General features: G+C 71.2%; 18 protein-coding genes and 3 tRNA genes. 18 read left to right on the forward strand and 3 right to left on the reverse strand.

The genetic code is table 11. The features are described 5' to 3' along the window. Positions 1 to 148: 148 nt before the first annotated feature. On the forward strand, positions 149 to 853 hold the full coding sequence (locus ACGF12_RS04135) for a response regulator (protein WP_393025216.1): 705 nt from the start codon (positions 149 to 151) through the stop codon (positions 851 to 853). A gap of 258 nt (positions 854 to 1,111) precedes the next feature. On the opposite strand, the gene ACGF12_RS04140 is transcribed toward ACGF12_RS04135, so the two are convergent. After that, positions 1,112 to 2,380, reverse strand: a complete 1,269-nt coding sequence (locus ACGF12_RS04140) for a hydrolase (RefSeq protein WP_393025219.1) — start codon at positions 2,378 to 2,380, stop codon at positions 1,112 to 1,114. A gap of 296 nt (positions 2,381 to 2,676) precedes the next feature. Here ACGF12_RS04140 and ACGF12_RS04145 point away from each other — a divergent pair. From ACGF12_RS04145 to ACGF12_RS04170, 6 genes are all read left to right on the forward strand, one after another. Next, positions 2,677 to 2,749: transfer RNA gene (locus ACGF12_RS04145), tRNA-Thr, on the forward strand. A 43-nt stretch (positions 2,750 to 2,792) separates the two neighbouring features. Then, positions 2,793 to 2,865: transfer RNA gene (locus tag ACGF12_RS04150), tRNA-Met, on the forward strand. Positions 2,866 to 2,948: 83 nt separating this feature from the next. Continuing rightward, positions 2,949 to 3,113 carry a 50S ribosomal protein L33 gene (gene rpmG, locus ACGF12_RS04155; protein WP_006604855.1) on the forward strand — a complete coding sequence of 55 codons (165 nt, stop codon included), beginning with the start codon at positions 2,949 to 2,951 and terminating at the stop codon, positions 3,111 to 3,113. 116 nt (positions 3,114 to 3,229) lie between these two features. After that, positions 3,230 to 3,688, forward strand: coding sequence for a MaoC family dehydratase N-terminal domain-containing protein (locus tag ACGF12_RS04160; RefSeq protein WP_380608312.1), 459 nt, complete (start codon positions 3,230 to 3,232; stop codon positions 3,686 to 3,688). 5 nt (positions 3,689 to 3,693) lie between these two features. After that, complete coding sequence (locus ACGF12_RS04165) at positions 3,694 to 4,116, forward strand: MaoC family dehydratase (RefSeq protein WP_393025223.1); 423 nt, start codon at positions 3,694 to 3,696, stop codon at positions 4,114 to 4,116. 181 nt (positions 4,117 to 4,297) lie between these two features. Beyond that, positions 4,298 to 5,341 carry a UDP-N-acetylmuramate dehydrogenase gene (locus ACGF12_RS04170; RefSeq protein ID WP_393025226.1) on the forward strand — a complete coding sequence of 348 codons (1,044 nt, stop codon included), beginning with the start codon at positions 4,298 to 4,300 and terminating at the stop codon, positions 5,339 to 5,341. On the opposite strand, the gene ACGF12_RS04175 is transcribed toward ACGF12_RS04170, so the two are convergent. Beyond that, positions 5,338 to 6,381: an adenosine deaminase gene (locus ACGF12_RS04175; RefSeq protein ID WP_387617026.1), complete on the reverse strand. Its 1,044-nt coding sequence runs from the start codon at positions 6,379 to 6,381 to the stop codon at positions 5,338 to 5,340. The genes ACGF12_RS04170 and ACGF12_RS04175 overlap by 4 nt on opposite strands. A 259-nt stretch (positions 6,382 to 6,640) precedes the next feature. Further along, positions 6,641 to 7,888 carry a pyridoxal phosphate-dependent aminotransferase gene (locus tag ACGF12_RS04180; protein WP_393025229.1) on the reverse strand — a complete coding sequence of 416 codons (1,248 nt, stop codon included), beginning with the start codon at positions 7,886 to 7,888 and terminating at the stop codon, positions 6,641 to 6,643. 285 nt (positions 7,889 to 8,173) lie between these two features. On the opposite strand from ACGF12_RS04180, the gene ACGF12_RS04185 reads away from it, so the two are divergent. From ACGF12_RS04185 to rplL, 11 genes are all read left to right on the forward strand, one after another. Further along, positions 8,174 to 8,246 (forward strand) — tRNA-Trp (locus ACGF12_RS04185). Positions 8,247 to 8,396: 150 nt separating this feature from the next. Next, positions 8,397 to 8,720 carry a preprotein translocase subunit SecE gene (gene secE / locus ACGF12_RS04190; RefSeq protein ID WP_393025232.1) on the forward strand — a complete coding sequence of 108 codons (324 nt, stop codon included), beginning with the start codon at positions 8,397 to 8,399 and terminating at the stop codon, positions 8,718 to 8,720. Between the two features lie 209 nt (positions 8,721 to 8,929). Beyond that, positions 8,930 to 9,802, forward strand: coding sequence for a transcription termination/antitermination protein NusG (gene nusG / locus ACGF12_RS04195; RefSeq protein ID WP_393025235.1), 873 nt, complete (start codon positions 8,930 to 8,932; stop codon positions 9,800 to 9,802). 165 nt (positions 9,803 to 9,967) lie between these two features. Next, the gene (gene rplK / locus ACGF12_RS04200) at positions 9,968 to 10,402 is read left to right on the forward strand and encodes a 50S ribosomal protein L11 (protein ID WP_387617018.1); all 435 of its coding nucleotides are present in this window, start codon (positions 9,968 to 9,970) and stop codon (positions 10,400 to 10,402) included. A 76-nt stretch (positions 10,403 to 10,478) separates the two neighbouring features. Next, entirely contained in the window at positions 10,479 to 11,201 is a 723-nt protein-coding gene (gene rplA / locus ACGF12_RS04205; RefSeq protein WP_030290441.1) for a 50S ribosomal protein L1, read from the forward strand. A gap of 214 nt (positions 11,202 to 11,415) precedes the next feature. After that, positions 11,416 to 12,198, forward strand: a complete 783-nt coding sequence (locus tag ACGF12_RS04210; RefSeq protein WP_393025240.1) for a hypothetical protein — start codon at positions 11,416 to 11,418, stop codon at positions 12,196 to 12,198. Between the two features lie 104 nt (positions 12,199 to 12,302). Beyond that, positions 12,303 to 13,154 (forward strand): hypothetical protein, encoded by an 852-nt coding sequence (locus tag ACGF12_RS04215; protein WP_393025243.1) that lies wholly within the window; start codon positions 12,303 to 12,305, stop codon positions 13,152 to 13,154. A gap of 103 nt (positions 13,155 to 13,257) precedes the next feature. Next, positions 13,258 to 14,190: a hypothetical protein gene (locus ACGF12_RS04220; protein ID WP_393025246.1), complete on the forward strand. Its 933-nt coding sequence runs from the start codon at positions 13,258 to 13,260 to the stop codon at positions 14,188 to 14,190. Between the two features lie 135 nt (positions 14,191 to 14,325). After that, complete coding sequence (locus ACGF12_RS04225; protein WP_393025249.1) at positions 14,326 to 15,204, forward strand: hypothetical protein; 879 nt, start codon at positions 14,326 to 14,328, stop codon at positions 15,202 to 15,204. Positions 15,205 to 15,563: 359 nt separating this feature from the next. Continuing rightward, the gene (gene rplJ, locus ACGF12_RS04230; protein WP_030290437.1) at positions 15,564 to 16,127 is read left to right on the forward strand and encodes a 50S ribosomal protein L10; all 564 of its coding nucleotides are present in this window, start codon (positions 15,564 to 15,566) and stop codon (positions 16,125 to 16,127) included. A 90-nt stretch (positions 16,128 to 16,217) separates the two neighbouring features. Next, complete coding sequence (gene rplL, locus ACGF12_RS04235; RefSeq protein WP_360494915.1) at positions 16,218 to 16,601, forward strand: 50S ribosomal protein L7/L12; 384 nt, start codon at positions 16,218 to 16,220, stop codon at positions 16,599 to 16,601. Positions 16,602 to 17,275 lie beyond the last annotated feature (674 nt).

Raw genomic sequence — 17,275 nt, forward strand, 5'->3', positions numbered from 1 at the left:
GCTCTCTCCCGCGGCCTCGCCGAGGCGATGGGCGGCAGCCTGGAGGTCGAGGACACCCCCGGCGGCGGCACCACCATGCTGCTCACCCTGCCCGCCGCCACCGAGTCAGCCGTCACCGAGCCAGCCGTCCCCGGGGAGGAACCACCACATGAGTGATCGAAGTGAACGAATCACCGAGAGGTGCGAGGTCCTGATCGTCGACGACGAACCGGCCCTGCTGCGCACCCTGCGGATCAACCTCAGCGCCCGCCAGTACGCCGTGCGCACCGCCGCCAGCGGCGGCGAGGCGCTCGACCGGGCCGCACACTCCGTCCCGGACGCCGTCCTGCTCGACCTCGGCCTGCCCGACGTCGACGGCATGGACGTGCTGCGCGGACTGCGCACCCGCAGCTCGGTGCCGATCATCGTGCTCTCCGGCCGGACCGACGCCGCCGACAAGATCGGCGCCCTGGACGCGGGCGCCGACGACTACCTCACCAAGCCGTTCCTGATGGACGAACTGCTGGCCCGGCTGCGCGCGGTGCTGCGCCGGCCGTTAGGCGGGGTCCCGCTGGGCCGGCCGGTGATCGGCGACCACACCGTCGACCTCGCGGCCACCACGGTGACCGGCCCGGGCGGCCAGGTGCGGCTCACCCCGACCGAGTGGCGGATCCTCAGCCTGCTGCTCGCCAACCCCGGCCGGCTGGTGCCCGGGCGGCAGATCCTGCGCGAGGTGTGGGGCCCGGCCCAGGAGGCGCGCGGCAACTACCTGCGGGTCTACCTCGCCGGGTTGCGCCGCAAGTTGGAGCGGGACCCGGCCCGCCCGCGCCATCTGGTCACCGAACCGGGGATCGGGTACCGCTACGTGCCCTGAGGACGTCAACGAACCGTCAAGGGCGGCTCGGCGGACGACAGGAGAGTGTCAAGGCCGGTCGGCGGCGGTGTTCCGTGGGCGTAGCGTCAGTGCTGGAACGAGCGGGCCCTGCTCCGTGTGGGGGAAGTCCGGGGCCGCTCTCCAGCCGCCGCCAAGGCGGCCAGCAGGTGGGGGAGGGGCGCGCGACGCACGTCGCGCGCCCCTTTGATTCCGCCGCTACGCGATATCCCGGGGTGTGTGCTCTCCCCGGTACGGGCCTCAGCCGTCCGCGCCGTCGGACTGCCGGGGCAGCGCCAGCGCCACGGTGTCCGCGAACTCCCGCACCGCACTGGTCCGGCTGACCACCCGGCCGCTGTGCACCACCAGCCGGCTGTGCCCGCCCGCGAGCGCCCCGGCCAGGCTGTCCCCGCGCACCGCCAGCAGCTCCGCCGGGAAGCCCGCGTCCACCCGGACCGGCGGCAGCCCGAGCGCCGACCGGGCCTGGTTCGCCACCGCGTCGTACGCCGCGTCCGGGTCCAACTCCCCGCCCGCGGCGAGCAGATAGGCCGACTCCAGCGGATCGGCCCGGCCGACCGGGTTGGACGGGTCCCGCAGCGCGCCGCTGCCCGCCGCCAGCGGCACCCCGGCCGAGGCCAACTCCCGTACCAGGCCCGGCCGCAGTCCGGTCACCCGGCCCTCAAGTCCGGTGCACCCGCCGTTCTGCGGCAGGCAGACCACCCGCACCCCGCAGGTCGCCAGCACGGTGGAGGCGCCCCGGGCCAGCGCCCCGCACGGCCCGAGCGACACCCGCGGCCGAAGTGGGGCCAACGCACCGGCCAGACGGGCCAGTTGGGCCGCGTCGGCGGCGGTGGTGTGCAGGTCCACCGGGCAGTCCGCCTCCCGGGCGGCCTCCAGCAGCAGTTGCACGTACCCGGCCGGGTCCGGGTCCAGCTCCGGGCAGCCGCCGGCCGCGGTGGCGCCGAGCTTGAGCGCCTCGCGCAGCTGCGCCCGCCCGTCCGCGCCGGTCCGGCCGGTGAGCAGCCGGGGCATCGCCACCGCCTGGAGCTCGGCGAGGCCCCGCAGCGCCTGCCGGGCGGTGAGCACCGCCTCCAGCCGGCGCAGCCCGTGCACGTCGCCGATCCGGACGTGGGTGCGCTGGGCGGTGGCGCCGTAGCCGAGCGAGGTGAGCGCGGCCTCGGTGATCCGGCGGGTGAGGTCGGTGGGGGTCTCCGGCGGCGGGGCGGGCAGGGCGGCGGAGAAGGCGGCGTCGTAGTGGGCGTGCGCCTCGGCGGGGGCCGGGAGCAGCAGGTAGCCCTTGAGGTCGATCCGGGCGCCGGTGGTGACGGTGGGCGCGCCGGGCAGGGCGGGCAGCGGGCCGAGGCTGCCGACGGTGCCGACGGCCTGGATCCGGTCGCCGCTGATCCGGACGTCCACCACCCGTCCGTCGGCCAGCCGGGCGTTGGCGAGCAGCAGGACCGGGCCGTGCCCGAGCGGGTTGGCCGCCGGGCCGGGCCCGGAGTGCGGCCCGTCGGCGGCTGCGCTGTCCATCGCCGGCTCCTTCTCGCGCTGCCCAGTGGGGACCAGTGGGGACCGGTGGGGGCCGGTCGGGATCGGCTCCGGGGGGATCGGCCGGTGTCCCGGTCAATGAGGGTCGAGCCTATGGCGCGCGGGGGCGGGGCGCCGGGAGGCGGGCAATAGTCGTATCGGGTCGGGGCGCACGGCCCGCGGGCCTGTCGAACGCCCTGCCTTGGATCGGTCGTCCGTCCACCTCGCCGACCTGCGGTCTTCGCCTCGGGATACGGATTTCACCTCTGGGCGCGGAACGTGTAATCTCTTCCTCGTTCGCCCCTATAGCTCAGTCGGTAGAGCGTCTCCATGGTAAGGAGAAGGTCTGCGGTTCGATTCCGCATGGGGGCTCTGGTGAGAAGCAGTCAGCTCAGGCTGTTCTGCGGATCACTGTGGCGGTGTAGCTCAGTTGGTAGAGCAAGCGGCTCATAATCGCTGTGTCACCGGTTCAAGTCCGGTCACCGCTACCCCGCGTAGTCGGTCGGGAGATCGCACTCCCGGTCGGCTACTCTTGTTGTGTTCTTATTCGTTGTCCAAGGAAGGCACTCCCGTGGCTGCCACCGACGTCCGCCCGAAGATCACGCTGGCCTGCGTGGAGTGCAAGGAGCGGAACTACATCACCAAGAAGAACCGGCGTAACGACCCGGACCGTCTTGAGATGAAGAAGCACTGCCCCCGCTGCAACTCGCACACCGCGCACCGCGAGACCCGCTGACCCTGTCACAGGGCGTCGGGCCTGTGTGAATTCAGGTCTTCTACTCCGGGCCGCATCCCTCAACGGGGGTGCGGCCCGGAGTTTTTTCGTATCCACCCGCGTTCCGAGGAGCTGCCATGGCGCTCGACCCCTCCTTCATCGGGCGTAGCTACCCGCCCACCGAGCCGTACGAGGTCGGCCGGGAGAAGATCCGCGAGTTCGCGATCGCGATCGGGGACGCCAACCCGGCGTACACCGACGCGGAGGCGGCGAAGGCCTTCGGCCACCGGGACGTGATCGCCCCGCCGACCTTCCCGTTCGTGATCACCTACCGCGCGGCCGGCCAGGTGGTCGAGGACCCGGACCTGGGCCTGGACTACAGCCGGGTGGTGCACGGCGACCAGAAGTTCGTCTACACCCGTCCGGTGCAGGCCGGCGACCGGCTGACGGTCGCGATCACCATCGACAACATCAAGTCGCTGGCGGGCAACGACGTGCTCACCGTGCGCGGCGAGGTGGCGGACGAGAGCGGCGAACACGTGGTGACGTCGATCATGACGCTGGTGGCCCGGGCCGCCGACGAGGCGGGGGAGTGAGCGGCATGGCGGTCAACTACGACGAGGTCGAGGTCGGCACCGAGCTCCCGACGCAGTCCTTCCCGGTGACCCGCGCCACGCTGGTGCAGTACGCGGGTGCCTCCGGCGACTTCAACCCGATCCACTGGAACGAGAAGTTCGCGCTGGAGGTCGGCCTGCCGGACGTCATCGCGCACGGCATGTTCACCATGGCCGAGGCGATCCGGGTGGTCACCGACTGGGCCGGCGACCCGGCCGCGGTGGTCGAGTACGGCGTCCGCTTCGTCCGTCCGGTGCCGGTGCCGAACGACGGGGTCGGCGCGGTGGTCGAGGTCTCCGCCAAGGTCGCCAAGAAGCTGGACGACCGCAAGGTGCAGGTCGACCTGCTGGCCACCACCGGCGGGCAGAAGGTGCTCGGGATGTCCAAGGCGGTCGTCCGGCTCGCCTGAGCCGCGGCCCCTTCGCCGACCGGGCTGCCGCTGATCGGCCGCCCCGGAGGCCCGCTCGACGGGCCTCCGGGGCGGTTTTCGTCCTTGTGGACGCCGCCGAGCCCGCCAGGGCCTGAGCACGGGGGGGCTCCGGCCACGGGGGCGGCGGGTCGGCCGCCCCCGCACCCGTACGCTGGTGGGCGTGCTGGTAGAAAACGACGCCCCCCTCGCCCCGCTGACCACGCTCCGGCTCGGCGGCCCGGCCCGCCGCCTGGTGACCGCCCACACCGACGACGAGGTGATCGCCGCCGTCCGCGAGGCCGACGCGGCCGGCGAGCCGCTGCTGGTCCTGGGCGGCGGCTCCAACCTGGTGATCGGCGACGCCGGATTCCCCGGCACGGTGCTGCGGATCGCCACCACCGGTTTCGCCCTGGACGGCGCGGTGCTGGAGCTGGCGGCCGGCGAGGTGTGGTCGGAGGCGGTCACCCGTGCGGTGCGCGAGCACGGCCTGGCCGGCGTCGAGTTCCTGGCCGGCATCCCCGGTTCGGCCGGCGCGACCCCGGTGCAGAACGTCGGCGCCTACGGCCAGGAGGTCGCCCAGACGATCACCGAGGTGGTCGCGTACGACCGCGTCGACGACCGGGTGGTCACCCTGACGAACGCCGAGTGCGCGTTCTCCTACCGCCACAGCCGCTTCAAGGCCGAGCCGGACCGCTATGTGGTGCTGCGGGTGCGGTTCGCCCTGACGGACCACGCGGGCCTCTCCACCCCGGTCAAGTACGCCGAGGTGGCCAAGCACTTCGGCGTCGAGCAGGGCGAGCGGGTGCCGCTGGGGGAGGCGTACGAGGCGGTGCTGAAGCTGCGCTCCGGCAAGGGCATGGTGCTGGACCCGGCGGACCACGACACCTGGTCGGCCGGCTCCTTCTTCACCAACCCGGTGCTCACGGCCGCGCAGTACGAGTCCTTCCGTACCCGCCCGGGCGCCGAGAACGCCCCCGCCTACCCGGCCCAGGAGGGCTGCACCAAGACCTCGGCGGCCTGGCTGATCGACAAGGCGGGCTTCGCCAAGGGCTACGGCAGTGGCCCGGCGACCCTCTCCACCAAGCACACCCTGGCGCTCACCAACCGCGGCTCGGCCACCGCCGAGGACCTGCTGGCGCTGGCCCGGGAGATCCGGGACGGGGTCAGGGAGGTCTTCGGGGTGGAGCTCGTGAACGAGCCGGTGATGGTGGGCGTCAAGCTCTAAGCGGCGCCGCGCCCGTCCACCAGCCAGGCGTCGATGTCCGCCAGCAGTTCCTTGCGGACGGCCTCCGGCGCGCACGAGCCGCGCACCGACTGCCGCGCCAGCTCGGCGAGTTCGGCGTCGCTGAAGCCCAGCACATCGCGGACCAGGTCGTACTGGGCGGCGAGCCGGCTGCCGAACAGCAGCGGGTCGTCCGCGCCGAGCGCCAGCGGCACCCCGGCGTCGAACAGCTTGCGCAGCGGGACGTCCTCAGGGCGCTCGTAGACGCCGAGCGAGACGTTGGAGGACGGGCAGACCTCGCAGGTGACCTGGCGGTCCGCGAGCCGGGCCATCAGCCGTGGGTCCTCGGCGGCCCGCACGCCGTGGCCGATCCGGCCGGCGCCCAGGTCGTCCAGGCAGTCCCGGACGGACTCCGGCCCGGCCAGCTCACCGCCGTGCGGGGCGGCCAGCAGCCCGCCCTTGCGGGCGATCGCGAAGGCCCGGTCGAAGTCCCGGGCCAGGCCGCGGCGCTCGTCGTTGGAGAGGCCGAAGCCGACCACGCCGTGGTCGGCGTACCGGACGGCGAGCCTGGCCAGCGTCCGGGCGTCCATCGGGGACTTCATCCGGTTGGCCGCGACCAGCACCCGGATGCCCACCCCGGTGGCCCCGGCGGCGTGCTCCACCGCGTCCAGGATCAGCTCCAGCGCGGGGATCAGCCCGCCCAGCCGGGGCGCGTAGGAGGTCGGGTCGACCTGGATCTCCAGCCAGCGGGAGCCGTCCCGCTTCTCGTCCTCGGCGGTCTCCAGGACCAGCCGGCGGATGTCGGACTCGTCCCGGAGCACCGAGCGGGCGGTGTCGTAGAGGCGCTGGAAGCGGAACCAGCCGCGTTCGTCGGTGGCCCGCAGTCGGGGCGGTTCGCCGGAGCTGAGCGCCTCCGGCAGCCGGACGCCGTGCTTGTCGGCCAGCTCAAGCAGGGTGGCGGGCCGCATCGAGCCGGTGAAGTGCAGGTGCAGGTGGGCCTTCGGGAGGCCCCTGACGTCTCGCGGGTTCAACAGGCGTTCCATTCGCCGATACTGCCGTATGCGGCCCCCAAACGGGAACCGCCCCCTTTCCGTCCCCCGAAGGGGTGAAAGAGGGCGGTGCTGCTACTCGCCCGCTCGCCTCCGGGCGCTCCTGACCCGGTGTCGACGTTCCTCGCTCCGGCGCTCGTTCCTCGCTGGTCGCTCGTCGCTTTCGGTACCGGCGCGCCCTTCGGCTCGGGGCGGTGGGTGAATCCCGTACGTCGGATTGACGTCCGTACCGGAACTACCTCGGGGTTGGGTCTCAGTCGCGGGCCTCGCCGAGCAGCTTCTGGATCCGGCTGATGCCCTCGACCAGGTCCTCGTCGCCGAGCGCGTAGGAGAACCGCAGGTAGCCGGGGGTGCCGAAGGCCTCACCCGGGACGGCGGCGACCTCGACCTCGTCCAGGATCAGGCTCGCCAGCTCGCCGGAGGTCTGCGGGCGCCGGCCGCGGATCTCCTTGCCCAGCAGGCCCTTGACCGACGGGTAGGCGTAGAAGGCGCCCTCGGGCTCGGGGCAGACGACGCCCTCGATCTCGTTGAGCATCCGCACGATGGTCTTGCGGCGGCGGTCGAAGGCGGTGCGCATCTCGTGCACCGCGGACAGGTCGCCGGAGACGGCGGCGATCGCGGCGCGCTGGGCGACGTTGGAGACGTTCGAGGTGGCGTGCGACTGCAGGTTGGTCGCGGCCTTGATCACGTCCTGGGGGCCGATCACCCAGCCCACCCGCCAGCCGGTCATCGCGTAGGTCTTGGCGACACCGTTGACCACGATGCACTTGTCGGCCAGCTCGGGCAGCAGGGCCGGCAGCGAGGTGAACTCCGCGTCGCCGTAGACCAGGTGCTCGTAGATCTCGTCGGTGAGCACCCACAGGCCGTGCTCCAGCGCCCAGCGGCCGATCGCCTCGGCCTCGGCCCGGGTGTACACCGCGCCGGTCGGGTTGGACGGCGAGACGAAGAGCACCACCTTGGTGTTCTCGGTGCGGGCGGCCTCCAGCTGCTCGACCGAGACCTTGTAGCCGGTGGTCTCGTCGGCGACGACCTCCACCGCGACACCGCCGGCCAGCTGGATCGACTCCGGGTAGGTGGTCCAGTACGGGGCCGGGACGATGACCTCGTCGCCCGGGTCCAGGATCGCCGCGAAGGCCTCGTAGATCGCCTGCTTGCCGCCGTTGGTGACCAGCACCTGGGACGCGTCCACCTGGTAGCCGGAGTCGCGCAGCGTCTTCGCGGCGATCGCGGCCTTCAGCTCGGGCAGGCCACCCGCCGGGGTGTAACGGTGGTTCTTCGGGTCGCGGCAGGCCTCGACGGCCGCCTCGACGATGTAGTCCGGCGTGGGGAAGTCGGGCTCGCCGGCACCGAAGCCGATCACCGGGCGGCCGGCGGCCTTGAGGGCCTTGGCCTTGGCGTCCACGGCGAGGGTCGCGGACTCGGCGATCGCGCCGATCCGGGCGGAGACCCGGCGGTCGGCGGGGCGGACGGACTGGTCGGGCTGCGGGGTGGAAGCGCTCATGCCTGCATCGTCCCAGAACCGGGACGGACCGGGCGTCGTGGTTTCAGTATCCGTACGGCTCCGTCCGCATCACGGCTCCCGCCGATCCGCCGGTGATCGCCGCGCCGGGCCGGACATCTGCCGGGCGGCCGGTGGACTCGGAAGAAGAGGTTCGACCAAACACCCCTCGACCACGTACACTCGCTCCTCGACGGCCACCGAAAAAGATCGGAGCTTTCACCGCCTGTGCAGACAGCGGGGGGAGATGCGGTAGGTTGGTCGCCACCAGGAGCCGCGAGGCTCCGTAGGGCAATAGCTCAATTGGTAGAGCACCGGTCTCCAAAACCGGCGGTTGGGGGTTCGAGTCCCTCTTGCCCTGCTGCTTTGTCCGTTATCAGCCCGTTCGCTCCACAGAGCGAGCGGGCTTGATGCGGAGAGGGCACCGATCAGCACCGCTTAAGCCGACCGCTCGTGCCTCAAACGGGTACGCAGGCGATGTTCGGCCGGACCCGAATTCAGGTGAGGACGAGTGACGGAGACCACGGGCTCCACCGCAACGCCTGAGAGCGGCAACCCCGAGGGGGCCGACGGCGCTGCCGAGACCACGTCTGCCGAGGGCGACAAGAAGTCCGGCAAGAAGAAGTCCGGCAAGCGGGCCAAGAAGGGCCTGTTCGCGCGGATGGGTCTGTTCTACCGGCAGATCATCGCCGAGCTGCGCAAGGTCGTCTGGCCCTCCCGGAACGAGCTCACCAACTACACCACTGTCGTGGTGACCTTCGTCGTGGTCGTGATGGCCTTCGTCGCCGGCCTGGACTACGGCCTCTCCAAGCTGAGCCTCCTGGTCTTCGGCTGACCGGCCGCCCCACCTCCGGAACCACCTCCCGACCCGGGCCGAATTCTCGGCCCGGGTCGAGCTGTCTGCGGCGGACGTACGCGCGCGTACCGTGGACTCGGTACTGTTGAAGTCTCCGAGACCTCTCCTGGCGCCCGCGCGAGCGGCCGCGCGCCGGTCCGGTTTCGGAGCGCGCCACCTTCACCATCTCCAGGAAAGAAGCAGCCACCGTGTCTGAGTCCCCCCTGTACGACGCCGACGAGACCGTCCGCGAGGCGGATGTCGCCGCCGAGCTGGACGCGGCCGAGCTGGCTGACGACACCGAGACCGCCGAGCAGATCGTGGACGCCTCGGACAGCGACGAGGACGAGGTCGAGGCCTTCGACGAGGCCGAGGCCGGCGAGCCCGCCGAGGAGGCCGCTCTGCACGTGGAGGGCGACGAGGAGCTCGCCGCCGACGAGGACGTCGTCGAGGAGTCCGTCGAGGACGCCGCCGAGGTCGACCCGGTCGCCAAGTTCCGCGAGGACCTGCGCTTCATGCCGGGTGAGTGGTACGTGATCCACACCTACGCCGGCTACGAGAACCGGGTGAAGCAGAACCTGGAGCAGCGCGCCGTCTCGCTGAACGTCGAGGAGTACATCTTCCAGGCCGAGGTGCCGCAGGAGGAGGTCGTCCAGATCAAGAACGGCGACCGCAAGACCATCCGCCAGAACAAGCTCCCCGGCTACGTCCTGGTGCGCATGGACCTCACCCCCGAGTCCTGGGGCGTCGTGCGCAACACCCCCGGTGTCACCGGCTTCGTCGGCAACGCCTACGACCCGTACCCGCTGACCCTGGACGAGGTCGTCAAGATGCTCGCCCCGGACGTCGAGCGCCAGGCCGCCAAGGAGGCCGGCAAGCCCTCGCCGGTCAAGCCGACCGAGATCCAGGTGCTGGACTTCGAGGTGGGCGACTCGGTCACCGTCACCGACGGCCCGTTCGCGACCCTGCAGGCGACCATCAACGAGATCAACCCCGACTCGAAGAAGGTCAAGGGCCTGGTCGAGATCTTCGGCCGGGAGACCCCGGTCGAGCTCTCCTTCGACCAGATCCAGAAGAACTAGTCATACGCTCTTCGGATTCGGGGCGGGGCCGAGGGCCCTGCCCCGAATCCGTTTTGGTCCAGCGGCGCGGACGCGTTAGCCTGGTCCGATGTGTGTGCTGGCGGCCGGGTGTCGCCCCGGTTCCGCACGCACCAGCAATCACCTCTCGGAAGGACCCGGAGAGACATGCCTCCCAAGAAGAAGAAGATCACGGGGCTTATCAAGCTCCAGATCAACGCCGGTGCGGCCAACCCGGCGCCGCCGGTCGGCCCCGCGCTGGGCCAGCACGGCGTCAACATCATGGAGTTCTGCAAGGCCTACAACGCTGCGACCGAGTCGCAGCGCGGCATGATCGTGCCGGTGGAGATCACGGTCTACGAGGACCGTTCCTTCACCTTCATCACGAAGACGCCGCCGGCCGCGCGCCTCATCCTGAAGGCCGCCGGTATCGAGAAGGGCTCCAGCGAGCCGCACAAGACCAAGGTCGCCAAGCTCACCAGCGCCCAGGTCCGCGAGATCGCCACCACCAAGATGCCCGACCTGAACGCCAACGACCTGGACGCGGCGGAGAAGATCATCGCCGGCACCGCCCGGTCGATGGGCATCACCGTCGAGGGCTGATCACCTTCTCGTCCCCTGTGGTAGGGCCTGCGCAGGCCCGAGACACCACAACTCCAATCACCATTCAGGAGCAGCAGTGAAGCGCAGCAAGGCTCTGAAGGCCGCGGACGCCAAGGTCGACCGCGAGCGCCTTTACGCCCCCCTCGAGGCCGTCCGCCTCGCCAAGGCGACCAGCACCACCAAGTTCGACGGCACCGTTGAGGTCGCCATGCGTCTGGGCGTCGACCCGCGCAAGGCCGACCAGATGGTCCGCAGCACCGTGATCCTCCCGCACGGCACCGGTAAGACCGCTCGGGTCCTGGTCTTCGCGACCGGCGAGCGTGCCGAGGCCGCGCGTGCTGCGGGTGCCGACATCGTCGGTGCCGACGAGCTGATCGACGAGGTCGCGAAGGGCAAGCTGGACTTCGACGCCGTCGTCGCCACCCCGGACCTCATGGGCAAGGTCGGCCGCCTGGGCCGCGTGCTCGGTCCCCGTGGTCTGATGCCGAACCCGAAGACCGGCACCGTGACCCCGGACGTCGCCAAGGCTGTCAACGACATCAAGGGCGGCAAGATCGAGTTCCGCGTCGACAAGCACTCGAACCTGCACTTCATCATCGGTAAGGCCTCCTTCACCGACGAGCAGCTGGTCGAGAACTACGCCGCCGCGCTGGACGAGGTGCTCCGCGCCAAGCCGTCCGCCGCCAAGGGCCGCTACATCAAGAAGACCGCGTTCTCGACCACCATGGGCCCCGGCATCCAGGTGGACCCGAACCGCACCCGCAACCTCCTCGTCGAGGAGGACCCGGCCGCGGTCTGAGCCTCAGCGCTCTAGAGCAGTCCGTACGGCGGGCCCGTACCCCCTTCACCGGGGGTGCGGGCCCGCCGTCGTTCGTCGGTGCGGAAGGGGCCGTCGGAAGGGCCGCCGAAACGGTTGCCGGATCGGGACACGGGCGGATGGGAACGTGTGCCCGAAGCGTCGTACGCTCTGCCGGTCAGATCATGTGGAGAACCTGTGACCGCAGGAGTGTGCCGTGTCGCCCGCCCTTCGCCCCGCCGCGCTCGCGGCGGCCCTGCTGCTGCTCGGCGCCGTCACCGGCTGCAGCGTCCTGGCCGCCCCCGGCACCCGCGTCCCCGGTGAGCCGGCACCGGTGCCGCCCAAGCAGGTGGTGCTCACGGCCGCCCAGGCGCTGGACGACACCGGCGGCGCCCGGATCGACGTGGTGCGGGAGGGCGCGTCCGGCAAGCGCACCGCGAGCGGCACGCTGGCCTGGGGCGACCGGGACGAGGCCGCGCTGACCGTCACCGACGAACTGGGCACCGGGCAGCTGACCCTCCGGGACGGCGCCATCGACCTCGCCTACCAGGGCGGCGTGGCCAAGCGCGCGGACCGCGCCACCGCCGAGTCGCTCGACCCGAAGGCCGGGGCCGACCCGGCCGACTACGCGGGCGGCTGGACCACCGACCTGGTCACCAACCCGGGCAGCCGGGCGTACGCGATGGCCCGGACCGACCGGCTCGGCTCGCTCGGCGGCGAGCAGCTCGCCGGACTGACCGTCGCGCACTACCAGGGCTCCGCGCCGGTGGCCGACTACTTCGGCGCGGACCGGGAGTTGAGCCCGCAGCAGCTCGCAGTGGTGGTCGACTGGTACCGCCGGCAAGGGGTGGCGGAGATCGGCTACGACGTCTGGGTCGGCCCCGGCCAGCGGTTGTTGAGGTTGCGTGAGACGGTCAAGGGGAGCGCCGGAACCACGGTGACCACGACGGACGTCTCAGCCTCCGGCGCGGGGGACACGGCAGCCGCCGCAGCCGGGTGACGGGAAGGGGATATTCGGTGCGGAACGGATCCGGCGATCCGTTAGAGTCCGCGTGAGAAGAAGCTGAGGATCGGCTCTTCCGAAGAACTTACGGGGGTACCTCCATGCGCGCTGTGCGCCTCGCCTCGACCGTCGCCACCGCCGCCGTCCTGCTGGCCGCTCTCACCGCCTGCGGCAGCAAGGGCGGCAGCGACGCCAAGAGCACCGACGCCAAGAGCGCCTCCGCCCAGGACCCGGGCTCGCTCGCGGGCGCGCTGACCGGGGACCCGAAGGCCGCGCTGGCCGCCTCCGCCCTGGTGATGCAGAAGGCCGGCAACGGCAAGGTCGCCATGACCTCCCCGGACACGTCCAACCCCGGTGGCGGCGGCACCGCCGACTGGAAGGACCCGGCCAAGGTGTCCGTGGACGTGGCCGCCGACATGGAGGGCAAGAAGCTCAAGATCCGGGTGGTCGGGACGGACGCCTACGTCGGCGGCGACGACGCCAGCGCCCCGGCCCTGGGCGGCAAGCACTGGGTCAAGGTGCCCGCCTCGGAGGAGATGGGCGGTGCCTTCCTCGTGATGGGCCAGATGATGAACCCGGTCGCCCAGCTCACCGTCGCCGCCCAGAGCGGCAAGCTGAGCAAGGTCGGCCAGGAGACCGTGGACGGCGTCCAGACCACCCACCTGCGGGCGGTCGAGGACACCTCGGTCCTGGTGGCCGGGATGACCACGCTCACGCCGGAGCAGCGCCAGTCCGTCCAGAAGACGCTGGAGGAGGACGGCAAGACCCTCACCATCGACTTCTGGCTGAACGGCAAGCAGGAGCTCGTGAAGTACCAGGAGTACGGCGACACGAACGGCGAGTCGAAGGCCGTCACCATCAAGTACTCCGACCTGGGCAAGGGCGACAAGATCGAGGCGCCCGCCGCCGGCGACCTCGGCTCCCAGGCCGACCTGCTCAAGCTGTTCGGCTGAGCCGACTGATCCGCTGAACCGAGCGCACCCGCTCGATCCGCACCGACCACCGGCTACCGCCCCGGGCGCACCACGCGCCCGGGGGTTCTCAAGGGGGGAACCAATGGCTGGAACCCGCAAGGCCGCCGTCGCCGTCGTCCTCGCCGCCCTGGCGCTGACCGCGACCGCCTGCAACAACAACGACGACAGCAAGAACGCCGCCCCGGCCGCGCCGACCACCGCCGCGCCGACCACCGCCGCGGCGGCCGCGACCAGCGCCGCCGCCCCGAGCACCCCGCCGGCCAAGGTGAGCCCGGCGGTGTTCCTGGAGCAGGTCAGCAAGAAGACCGGCGCGGCCAAGTCGGCCAAGGTCGACGAGGTGATCACGGTCGGCCAGGTCACCATGAAGGGCCAGGGGGCGATGGGCTGGTCCGACGGCCTGGAGGCCGACCTGACCATGGACCTGACCGGCTCCCCGATGGCCAAGGTCCTGGAGCCGCTCACCGGCGGGCCGAAGGTGCACTACCTGTACACCAAGGACGCGATGTTCATGGGCCTGGGCGGTCAGCTGGTCCAGAGCGGCGGCCCGCGCTGGCTCCGTTACGACAAGGCCGAGATGTCCAAGGCCAGCGGCGGCTCGACCGACCAGCTCCAGAGCGCGGACCCGGTCCAGGGCGTCCGGACGCTGATCGCCAGCGGCAAGGTCACCGAGGTCGGCCCGGAGACGGTGAACGGCAAGGCCACCACCCACTACTCGGGCGAGCTCGCCGCCGCCGACCTGGTCAAAGCGAGTGGCCCGGGCGTGACCCAGGAGCAGGCCGACCTGATCAAGCAGAACCTGGACAAGGCCGGTGTCACCAGCGAGCAGGTCGACGTCTGGGTCGACGCCGACCAGCTGGTCGTCAAGCGGATGGAGCAGGCCGACACCAAGGCCGGACCGATGAACGTCGCCGTGAGCTACTCGGACTACGGCACCCCGGTCATCGCCTCCACCCCGGGTGACTTCCTCACCCTCGCCGACCTGGCGAAGCTCGCCGACAGCGGCTCCGGCAGCTGATCCCGTCCTGCGCTCCGGCGCCCGACTCGTCCGACCCGGTGGATGAGTCGGGGCTGGTGGAGTTCGACGAGGGGGCCGCTACCGGTTGATCCCGGTCCGGATGGCAAGGTGGCCCGGGTGAGAGAGGAACGGACGATGGCGGGACGGCAGCGGTTGGCGGCGCTGGCCGCGGTCGCCGTGCTCGCGAGCGGGCTGACCGGTTGCGGCGGGGGCGACGACGCCGCCGGCACGCCGTCCGGCGGTCCGACGTCCGCCAGCGCCCCGTCGACCAGCGCGACCCCGACCGGTCCGGCCAAGCCGACCGACCGGTCGCCGCACGGCGTGCTGCTCTCCGCCGAGCTGGCCGCGCAGACCGCCCGCCGGGCCAAGGTCAGCTACCGGCTGGGCGCCGACGCCGGCTCCGGCTCGCTGTTCTGGGCGCCCAAGACGGCGCTGCAGATCAAGCGCTCCACCCCGGCCGAGGCCGAGCAGCTGATCGTCGTGGACACCGTCGCCTACCAGGGCGGCGACGCCGCGACCGCGGCCCGCAACGGCGGCAAGCACTGGGAGCGCTTCACCGTCCCGCCCGGACCGGACGGTCACAAGGAGGTCCCGTACGCGGGGCTGATCGACCAGCTGAACCCGGTCGAGGCGCTGGCCGCGGCCACCGCCGACGGGGTGGACCCGACCTTCGTCGGCGAGGAGAAGTACGAGGACTCGACCGTCGAGCACTACCGGGTGACCACCACCGCCGAGAAGTACGCGGCCGCCCAGACCCAGCTGAGCCAGGCCCGCCGGGACGGCCTGCGGGCGGCCCTGGCGCCCGGCGGCTCGCTCTCGCTCACCGTGGACCTCTGGCTCAACGACAAGGACCAGCTGGTCCGGCTGCAGCGCACCGGTACCGGGGACAGCGGGCGGGCGGACGACTCGGTGCTCTACTCGGACTTCGCCGGGCCGCTGCTCTCGGCCCAGGCCCCGGCCGAGACGGACACCGTGGACACCGGGGTCCGGACGATCTCCCCGCTGGCCCGCTGAGCCGCTCCCGGGCCTTCACCCGCCCGGGGACTCGGGGGGCGATTTGCGCCGTACGAACGGTCCGGTTACTGTTGCCGAAGCCAAAGACCGCTGGTTGTCGCCGATCGCCCGTGAGGGAGTCGGTGGCCGAAGGATCTGCGCTTCGCGCAGGCAGCCCGCGCAGGTGTGTCTGGAGCTTCGATTTCCGGGTCCGCGTTCGCGCGGGTCGCCCGTTGAGGTCGTTTCGAGCCCCGTGCGCCTGCGCACCGGGGCTCATTGCGTTTCCGCAGGAGCTTTCCTTCCGTCCGGTCGGTTCGAGGTGTGAATGGTCGACTTCACGGTCGGCCGGACTTCGACATCACGGAAGGAGGCGTAAGCCTATGGCCAGGCCCGACAAGGCTGCTGCCGTCGCCGAGATCACGGACAAGTTCCGTGGCTCCTCCGCGGCGCTGCTGACCGAGTACCGCGGTCTCTCGGTGAAGCAGGTCAAGACCCTGCGTCGCTCGCTCGGCGACAACGCCGAGTACGCCGTGGTGAAGAACACGCTGACCAAGATCGCGGCCAACGAGGCCGGGATCTCCGAGCTCGACGACCTGTTCAACGGTCCGACGGCTGTTGCCTTCGTCACCGGTGACCCGGTGGAGTCGGCGAAGGCTCTGCGTGACTTCGCCAAGGAGAACCCCGCTCTCATCATCAAGGGCGGTGTCCTTGACGGCAAGGCGCTGTCCGCCGATGAGATCAAGAAGCTCGCGGACCTCGAGTCCCGCGAGGTGCTGCTCGCCAAGCTGGCGGGTGCCCTGAAGGCCAAGCAGTCCCAGGCTGCCGCGCTCTTCCAGGCCCTGCCGTCGAAGCTCGTCCGCACCGTGGACGCGCTGCGCGACAAGGTCGAGCAGGGCGGTGCCGGTACGCCGGCTCCCGCCGCCGAGGACGAGGCCGCCGAGTAATTCGGCAGGCTCACGCCTCGCTGCGGGCCCGTACGCCCGCCAACCCGTACATCCGGCACCACCTGCCGATTTAGTGGAAGGACGCCAATCATGGCGAAGCTGACCCAGGACGAGCTGCTCGCGCAGTTCGAGGAGCTCACCCTCATCGAGCTCGCTGCCTTCGTGAAGGCCTTCGAGGAGAAGTTCGACGTCACCGCTGCCGCCCCGGTCGCTGTGGCCGCCGCCGGCGTTGCCGGCCCGGCCGCCGAGGCCGCTGAGGAGCAGGACGAGTTCGACGTCATCCTCGACGGTGCCGGCGACAAGAAGATCCAGGTCATCAAGGAGGTGCGCACCCTGACCTCCCTCGGCCTGAAGGAGGCCAAGGACCTCGTTGACACCGCTGGTGCCAAGGTCCTGGAGAAGGTTGCCAAGGACGTTGCCGAGAAGGCCAAGGCCGCCCTTGAGGGTGCCGGCGCCAAGGTCACCGTCAAGTGACTTCTCGCCCCCTCTGAGGGGGCCTGAGGCCGGGCCGATCACCCTTGCGGGTGGTCGGCCCGGCCTTTTCGCGTTTCCGGACACGCGGTCCCCTTCCGCTGTCCGGATCGGCACGGCCACCGGTGTGGCCGAACGCCCACTCGGCACTGTCGGTGCCGAGGAGTATGGTGATCACCGTCATCGGCGGTGGCCCCCACCACGGCTTCTGTAACGCCGGAGGGGTTCGGGCCGATAGACGGGTCGAGGTCCGCACCGCCGGCGGGCCCTTGACGAACCCGGCGCGGCGCGCGATTCTCAAGGCGCGAGTCCGCCCGGTTGGTTTGCGGCTGGATGCATAACCAGCGGCTCCGGCGGGAAGTGACTCCACGTGAGTTAGAGCAGTACCCGGTGGGCGCACGCGTCCGCCGGCTACCGGGAGGAGTCTCCGATTCGGTCTCCGAATCAGAGCTGGACAGCAGTGTGGCCTTTGGCTACACTGTCCCTTTGCGCTGCCTGTTAGCTTCTCCGTGACTCGTCGCCCGGAGTTTGCGTTGCCCTGAAGGGGTCTGGCACCGCCTCCGCAAAGCGGCTCTGACCTGGGGTTTCGACCCCGGCAGAGGCCGGTGGCGGGAGGCGGCACCTAGGCTCAAGCAGGCCCGGCTGGTACGCGCGTAGTGAGCTCCGAGCCCTCGGAA

The sequence above is a fragment of the Kitasatospora sp. NPDC048296 genome (assembly GCF_043201815.1).
In the GTDB taxonomy this organism is placed as follows: domain Bacteria; phylum Actinomycetota; class Actinomycetes; order Streptomycetales; family Streptomycetaceae; genus Kitasatospora.